Source organism: Oleiphilus sp. HI0061 (genome assembly GCF_001635675.1).
Genome location: NZ_LWFE01000998.1, coordinates 1 through 8,102, shown reverse-complemented (window position 1 = coordinate 8,102; position 8,102 = coordinate 1). Strand labels below are relative to the sequence as shown.

Below are 8,102 nucleotides of genomic sequence, written 5' to 3'. Positions count from 1 at the left end.
CAAGGTGGATAGGTTTATGTTTTCCTGGGCTGAAAACGTTCTTAATGATAACCCACTTTCAAGCCACTTCTTAACAATGGCTTCTTTAAACTCTTTTGAATAATGCTTCACTCATATTCTCTTACCGCCTCCTATTCAATTATTAAAAATTAACAGAGGCGACAACTATCCTGACACAGGGGGAATAATATAGCTTTGAGCTTTGACGAGGAATACAACACGTATAGTATAAGTGCTAACGAGGAGAAGCCTACTATAGTATAACCAATACCAAACCCCCAGTTATTATCAAACATAGCCGGTGAAGACATTAGTCTCATTGCAGAAAATAGTGATTGCTGAGCCAAAACCTCCCCGATCACACAAAATAAAGTGACAGCAACAACGACACTCATACAAAACTTATATGGAGCTTGCCCACCATTCTTATGAATCAGAGCAACGAGAGAGCCATACAAAAACGCATCTGCTTGTGAGAAAGTTTGAAAATAAAGCTGCGTTACTACAAAGTCACGATCTAAGGCACCCCAAGACACTAAAAGCATTAACAAGAGCTTTGCCACAAGATAGAACGATAAAAGAGAAACAATTAAACTTTTCAAGCCCCTAGAGTAGAAATAGATCACAAATGGCCATATAAGGTAAAACTGTTCTTCGACTGACAACGACCACAGATGACCATATAATTCTGAGTGAGAGTAAGACTCAGAGGCTCTATAGATATTGAAAGTATAGGTAAGAAGATGAAGCCAGCCTCGTTGATCTAAAGACTCACCGACCACTAAGGAGATTATGAACACGATAAATAGGAATAAAAAGTATAGAGGAAAAATCCTCAAAGCTCTTCGAACATAAAAGTTTTTAAGATATAGCTTAAAACTCTTTTCCTTGCCTGAAAATAAGCTCAAGGTTATTAGAAAACCCGAGAGTGCAAAAAATAGCTGTACACCAAGCCACCCCCAATAGAGTATGCCACAGTGAAAAAGTATTACCGATAAAACAGCATAACCTCTCAGGCCGTCAAGCGAAGCAGTATAATTTATTGACACAAAGTACATCCATTTAATATCAAGGTTTAAGCTATCCTTGTATTCTATCAGTAATTACTAGGTAAAAAAAAACTGCACAAAGTGAAACTTTGCGCAGTTTCTATAAAGAAATTAGACTACATACCTGAACCTGGGGCCCATACTTCTGCTGAGCCATCTAACCTCAGCATCAAAAACTGGTTTACACCAACATCTTGATAGGAAACTAGTCTTCCTCCATTAGGGTACTGAACAGAGATGTCCACAGTACTTACGCTACCAAGACCACAATGCTCGCTCGAACCACCGTATTGTTGCGCAATATAAATCTCTCTCGTACACAAAATATTATCAGTTTCAGAGTTTCGTATCACTACTCTTGAGTGCAAGCCTTCTGTAGTCGGCGCATCCTTAACCTGGAATGCTAACCAATTGTTATTACTTGGTCCCGTGTTACGTAACAAATTAAGGGTATCTTTATTAGCGCTAGGTTGAGAATTAGAGGAAAATAAATCCAAACGACCGTCGTTATCGTAATCGCCATGCGCCACCACAGTTTTAGAAGCCCCACCTGCTGCAGCTACTCTTCCACCAGACGTACTTAAAACATTTCCGCATGAATACGCTTCCTTCTTCCAGTTCCCTGTTCCACCATTAATAAGTATGCCACAAGGCGCTTCAAAGCCCCCTCCAGTTAGCCAATCAGCTCTAATATCCGTCAAACCATCATTATTGAAGTCTCCAGCACCTAAGCCTGCATATGTAGTTTGATACGTTAAAGAGTTTAGAGTTAACCCTGACAACTCAGTAACTGAAACATCGGTAAACCTGCCCGTCCCGTCATTCTCAAGCAACCATATACCATCACCATCATTGTCGCCATCCGCTAAATCAATAGAATTATTTCCGCCTTTATACACTCTAATCTTAAAGATATCCAAATCACCATCATTATCGTAGTCAATTGGTATCTGTTGGTGTGGGTTTGAGTGTTGCGCCGAGTCAATAGAATAAGAAGTATCAAACATTGATGAGGAGGCTACAAAATTTCCAGAAACTGCATCTGAAAATCCTGAAGGACTATTAAACCAAATCAAGTTAAGCTGAGGATTAACCATATCAGGGTATGAATCATTGTTAGCATCAAAAACTAAAGAGGTCGACCATGCACGCGTTAAATTTGGCTCAGATATATTGTTCCAATCAGGAGTATATAAAACAGTTCTTTCTGGCCAACTATATATTGATCCAAATATTCCTGTACCTGCATTAACGCTATTTAAACTAGAATTAAAACCAACTCCAACCAAAGGCGCTGAAATAAGTTCAATATCTCCATCCCCATTAAAATCTATCGGCAAACATCGATCAACATCATATAAACAGCCTGAAACTCCTGAGTAGCTTTCTTCGCCGCTATTCATAAGAGCAGCTAAAGAAGGGTTACCATCTACATCGGCCCCTAATATATCAGTATCGGAATCACCATCTAGGTCTAACAGCATTACCCATGAAGTAATCCGCCTATTAGAAGGCCCGCTTATAGAATAATCATTCGCTAAGTAGCTAAATGTCCCCTGACACACACCTCCAGCATTGTCCTGTATATATATTCCATCAGGATCAGTAGTTGCATGAGAAGTAATAAATGCATCTAGGCAGCCATCTGCATTAAGGTGTGCAAGATCTGCTTCAAAAGGTGCCACTACAGCTGCCTGACCACTTATAAAATCTGGAAAAGCATTAATCGTCACATCAGCGAAGGAGACTTCACTACCACCTGCACCTACAGAAGAGTCATTATTTTCACCGCCACCAGTACCAGCAGAAGAGTCATCGCTACCTCCTTGTTCAGTAACAACGCTATCAATACTCCCAAAATTAGCTTCTCTTACATATTTAGAGCCACTGCATCCATTACGCCCGCCCCCAAGGTTGACATCATCAGAGCAAACAAAAAAGCCATCATTTGAAGTAACGTTTGAGAATAAAACAAATGTATCATCGTCAGCACAATCAGAGTAATTTCCGCCTTCAGCGCCCGGGCATATTGCGATAAAGTCACTATCAGCGACATTCTGAATATCGCTCCACTGACCACCACATTGCCAGTGAGGATCATCCCCAGCCGAGCAAGATGCCGTCGCTACAAAAACAGGGATGATATCGCCACCTGCACTGCCAGAATCTGTACCACCTGTACTGCCAGAATCTGTACCACCTGTACTGCCAGAATCTGTACCACCTGTGCTGCCAGAATCTGTACCACCTGTGCTGCCAGAATCTGTACCACCTGTGCTGCCGGAATCTGTACCACCTGTGCTGCCGGAATCTGTACCACCTGTGCTGCCAGAATCCGTACCACCTGTACTAACTATTCGAGCCACAAATAAACCTGGAGCCAGTGGTAAACTTTGTGCTGGAGTCACAACCTCTACGCCACTTTGCTCTGCAACCCACTGCCATGTACGAACAGAGTTAGAACGATGCTGCCAATTGAAAAGCCTATAAACATTGCTAAAGACCTCTGCGCAGTTCGGGTTTACCCAGCCTTCGATAATCTTACCGATTCGAGTAGAAAGCTGAACCTTTTTAGCCTCATCGGTTTCAAAGTAGTAACCTGCACCGAGAGTCAAAACTGTTTCAATATTATGTGTATCAGAGTAATAGGGCCACCAGTCATCACTAATCCGAGATGATAACGGGGCATGAGCACTCGCCATGTAAACTAAGTCTGTTTCGGCACCGGTAGTATTACAGCTCTTAGTTTTATTATACCCGGTAAAACCCTCCTTCCTTACATACTGTCCTAGCTCTGAATTGTAATTCGAGGTAAAGCCATAATTTTCAACTGCAGACGCGATGCGTCTTAGCATTTCTGGCGCATCGGTATTTCCTGTTATCCAGTAAGCTTGCCAGAGGAAATCTACGATATTCTCAGTCATCCATGCTGAGAAGCCTCTAGAGCTACTATCACCTAATGGTGCACTCCCCTCATTATGCACACCTTCGTGAACATCGATATTATGAGTAAAGCCACCACTTTTCGGTGTCCAACCATTTTCTACATCCCAGGTTTTTTCAGTTTGCTGCATATCTTTCAGAGAGTTAATTCGCTCATTAAGGTGAGCTAAAACCGTTGAATCAGCCGTCATTTCATAGGCATTAATCTCTGCTAGTCCTGCTATACCTGCCCCGCGCTCAGTAAAACCTTCATTCTCGTTATTAAAGGTGTCTCTCGTACCATATTGATTCCATCCCAAGTCAGATTGTAACGCCATATTGGTAATTAATGGATCATCCCATTGACTATCATCGCCAGTAAGGGCCCAGCTCAATTTAGCCTGCTGCGGAGCAATATATTTCCCATCAGCACAAGCAACACCACCAAATGTAAAACAACCATCACCACCAGCCATTGCCGGGGCCGTTCCATCATTCCGCACATGCGAGAAGTAGAACTGCTTCGATAGGAATGCCTCTTTTAAGAATTCTACCCGCCCAGTAGACATATACGCTTTGAACATGGCACTTGATCGATCAAACAACCAATTACCTCCACTGGAAGCGCTATAATCAAGCCCACCAGCCCAATTTTCGAACTGCCCTACTTGGTATTGCTCAAAACCGTCTGACGAACCACTTGAGGGCACATAAGGAGGAATCAGGCCTGACTCGGACAAATAGCTTGTATCGTGCAAGGCAAAAATTCGTGGGTAAGGCAGGTTATTTTTATCTGCGCCTGCAGCCGCCCAACCTAGAGAGTGTGCAACTTCAGACAAGCGTGTGACTGCTGCACCACCATCTGTAATTGTCAGGTCTATATTACCACCGGTCATATCGACATTTTGCAGCTGGATTGTCACCGAACGAATAGAGTTATCAGACCAATGGTAACGTAAGCCACCTTCAACGTAGGCTGCTAATTCCGTTGAACCATTCAGAACCTTGATTTCCGAAATATCAGTCACTTCACCCGCTGCCAGAGGCAAACCAAAGGTGACGACCTCAGAGTTTGTCGGCGTTACTTCACTATCAGCTTGTAAGGTGATCTGCGTATTTAACGCATGAACTGATGTCCCCGCTATGAGTAGACATGCTCCAGCACTATATCTCATAAAACACGATCTTAAAGCTTTCATCGTGATGTACCTCTTAAAATTCTTAACGAATGACAAATGTAAAAAAGTTTGACCCTTACATAACAAAAGTAGGTCAAGCTGCAGACATATCTAGCAAAAAATACATTAATTTTGTAACCACTACTCTAACGCTCTTAAAAGCATTTTACTTAGACTAATTCAACACACTGCGCGACGAATAGCCAACACTAATGACACCTAAATACGTCAATAAAATGACAAGCTTTTTTAAACCCCCTTAGGCTTAGGTATCAAGAAATCTCGGAATTTATTAGGGTTACCCGTCTTTCCTGCTTCTGCAGCTTTTACGATGTTATACATTTCTCTTGATGAAACAAAATGCATCTTATACTTCTCGCCATCATTATATTTTGAAGCCAGGTACTCATACATTTTTACTGTAGGTTCACCTAACAATGTATCGATATCCATCTCTTGCGTACCATGTGTATGTATTTTGACGAATACCCATTCCGGCCGCCCCTCAACATGAATATGTTGATCCACCCACATATCAACACGGTGTTCAGAAGGGGGTATTGACTTGCGAACATCACCCGCTTCTATTTTCGGCATAACCCCCCATTTTCTCTCTTTCCAGTTCAGGCACAGAGGCCCCTGGATAATCATCAAATCACCAGATGACTCACGCCCCACTTTTACCTTCACTCCTTTATCATGAGACTTAGGCCGCAATGGGTCGTCAGTAGCATAATATATCGAGTTTACCGTTGAGGTTTGGGTCTCACTGGGAGCAGAAGGCAGGGTAAAGTCTGCGTAGCAACCTGTTTCCTTTAGCACAATCAACTCGTCGTTGACCCCACACCATTTACCTTCCGGATGACAATTATCCAAAGTCCAGTTGCCATGAATAAAACCATAAGAGAGCAAACCAGTTTCCGGATTAACAGCCAAGCCTTCATGCTCTTCATTTAAGGTTTTTGCAAAACGAGTCAATGTTTCACGCAGGTTATCACTCGTATCATCTTCATGGTGCAAATGTATTTCAAGCTCACCAAAACCTTGAGCACAAAGGTCCTGCAACTTATCCAAGTGTTCTTTACGATATTCTTCTTCAGGGTAAAAATAACTATGCTTAGGCAAGCAACCATCAGCATCTAGAATATGGCCAAAAGCAGCAGGATACTCCTGATGCCAACGATCAACTCGTTGCCGCTCAACCTCTAGACTATTCGGGCGCCCCCACTGAGGTTCATAGTGATCCACAAAACAAAACATGATGTGCACTGGCCCATCTACCTTTGGCTTACCTTTAAGCCTGATAGAAATATAATGCCCCAACCATATGTGCATGTTCTTTTTTCGTATCATGACAACAGCCAATGCGAACACCGCTAGACATAACACTACCAGACCACTAATCAAACCAAACAAAATATTCCCCTTCCTTTTCTAAGCCTAACCTTAGCGATTTGTGCTATCCCATGTTCCTTTAACACCACCACTGTAGTAGCGCAAAGCTCCGTGCCCTAAAGCAAAATTCATATTCACCCAAAAGATAACCAGCTTGACCAACTTGTTTGAAATCAGTGAGTCTCTACAACGGTAACTAGCAAAATAAACTAATAACTGAATAATGAATAAACTTGAGTATAAGAAAGAGTTAAATGAAAGAACCAACGAACAGAAAAAGGCAACAAGCAATAAATGCGGTGCATGCCAGCGAAGTACTTTATGAGAGATATATGAGAACCATAAGGCACCATACTGAGGACTCAGCACTGCCAAAAAGCGACTGAAAGCCTGAAAATTTCCAGCACCAATTCGAACACGACGCTTATATTCATCAGCTGAAGAAGGCGCAACCTCTTCACGAGCAACCGCTTCAGGCTCGTATTTAACAACGCCGCCATCGACAGCAACCTGAAAAACAATCGTAAAGTCATCTACTACAGTGTCGGGAGGTATCGGCTTATAAAGCTGCTTACGAATAAGGTAAATCGCTCCATTTGCCCCTAATAAAGCCGAAATTCTAGACTCATTAAACTTCAATATTCTTTCATACTGCCAGTAGGCACTATCTAAGTTTTCACCAGTCTCTTCCGCATATAGGTCCAGCTCTCCACACACTGCGTCAGCCTGGTTATCCCCTTGAAAATGCCGCACGAGCATACGAATAGAATCCGCCTGAAACTCTGTATTCGCATCTGAAAAAACTAGCAACTCCTCTTCAGCTTGATTTACCAAGTCATTTAAAACAGAAGCTTTACCACGATTTTCCTCAAAATCAATGAATACCAGGTTTGGATCTTCAATAGCTGACAAAATGCTTGAGGTATCATCTTTACTACCATCAGAGCCAATATAATACTTAATTTTATCTTTTGGATAATTTAATTCTTGAAGGTTTTTAACTCTGTCAGCAATACAGTCGCTCTCATTGAAGGCAGATATAATCACACCCACAGCAGGTAAATCACTCTCAAGCACATTATCTGCTCTTCTAGAGTCTTTCTTCAGGACAAATGACATATCTTTTTTGGCCTGCCGGAAACTGCTCAAGCAAATTAGTACAAGCGGATATAGCGCATAGCTATAAACCACTAAAGCGAGAGATATCCAAAATATCATTTCAAGCATCAATCTTTTTCACTCTTTTAACAGGCTTAGCAGGAATACCAACAACTGTATCCCCTTGACTCACATCCTTCACCACGACAGCATTCGCACCGACTTTGGTATTATCCCCTACACTGACACCACCAATAACCTTCGCGCCAGCACCAATAAAAATATTTCCCCCCAGGCAAGGTGTTTTTCCTTTTTCACCGCCGATTACAACACCACTCTCGACGACTATCCGCTGTCCACCTTGAACATTGGAATTGATGACAACACCAACGGGGTGCATCAGCACAAAACCTTTATCAAAATCAGCCCTTAAACCAATAACGCATTGGTTAAGTAACTT

5 protein-coding genes are annotated in these 8,102 nt (G+C 42.2%); all 5 read right to left on the bottom strand.

Annotated elements, in window-relative coordinates; translation table 11 throughout:
* Positions 1-149 precede the first annotated feature (149 nt).
* Complete coding sequence (locus A3735_RS32550) at positions 150-1,058, bottom strand: acyltransferase (RefSeq protein ID WP_068515652.1); 909 nt, start codon at positions 1,056-1,058, stop codon at positions 150-152.
* Positions 1,059-1,165: 107 nt separating this feature from the next.
* Complete coding sequence (locus A3735_RS28900) at positions 1,166-5,146, bottom strand: VCBS repeat-containing protein (RefSeq protein WP_082885873.1); 3,981 nt, start codon at positions 5,144-5,146, stop codon at positions 1,166-1,168.
* Between the two features lie 252 nt (positions 5,147-5,398).
* Positions 5,399-6,565, bottom strand: a complete 1,167-nt coding sequence (locus tag A3735_RS11670) for a hypothetical protein (protein ID WP_197476023.1) — start codon at positions 6,563-6,565, stop codon at positions 5,399-5,401.
* 30 nt (positions 6,566-6,595) lie between these two features.
* Positions 6,596-7,663, bottom strand: coding sequence for a glycosyltransferase family 2 protein (locus tag A3735_RS11665; protein WP_197476022.1), 1,068 nt, complete (start codon positions 7,661-7,663; stop codon positions 6,596-6,598).
* A gap of 100 nt (positions 7,664-7,763) precedes the next feature.
* On the bottom strand, positions 7,764-8,102 hold a 339-nt coding region (locus A3735_RS11660; RefSeq protein WP_369820528.1), incomplete at its 5' end, for a serine O-acetyltransferase.

What these genes read in the sequence shown, in the direction of transcription:
- A3735_RS32550 (WP_068515652.1), bottom strand. Translation starts at nt 1,058, where the DNA reads ATGTACTTTGTGTCAATAAATTATACTGCTTCGCTTGACGGCCTGAGA.
- A3735_RS28900 (WP_082885873.1), bottom strand. Translation starts at nt 5,146, where the DNA reads ATGAGATATAGTGCTGGAGCATGTCTACTCATAGCGGGGACATCAGTT.
- A3735_RS11665 (WP_197476022.1), bottom strand. Translation starts at nt 7,663, where the DNA reads ATGTCATTTGTCCTGAAGAAAGACTCTAGAAGAGCAGATAATGTGCTT.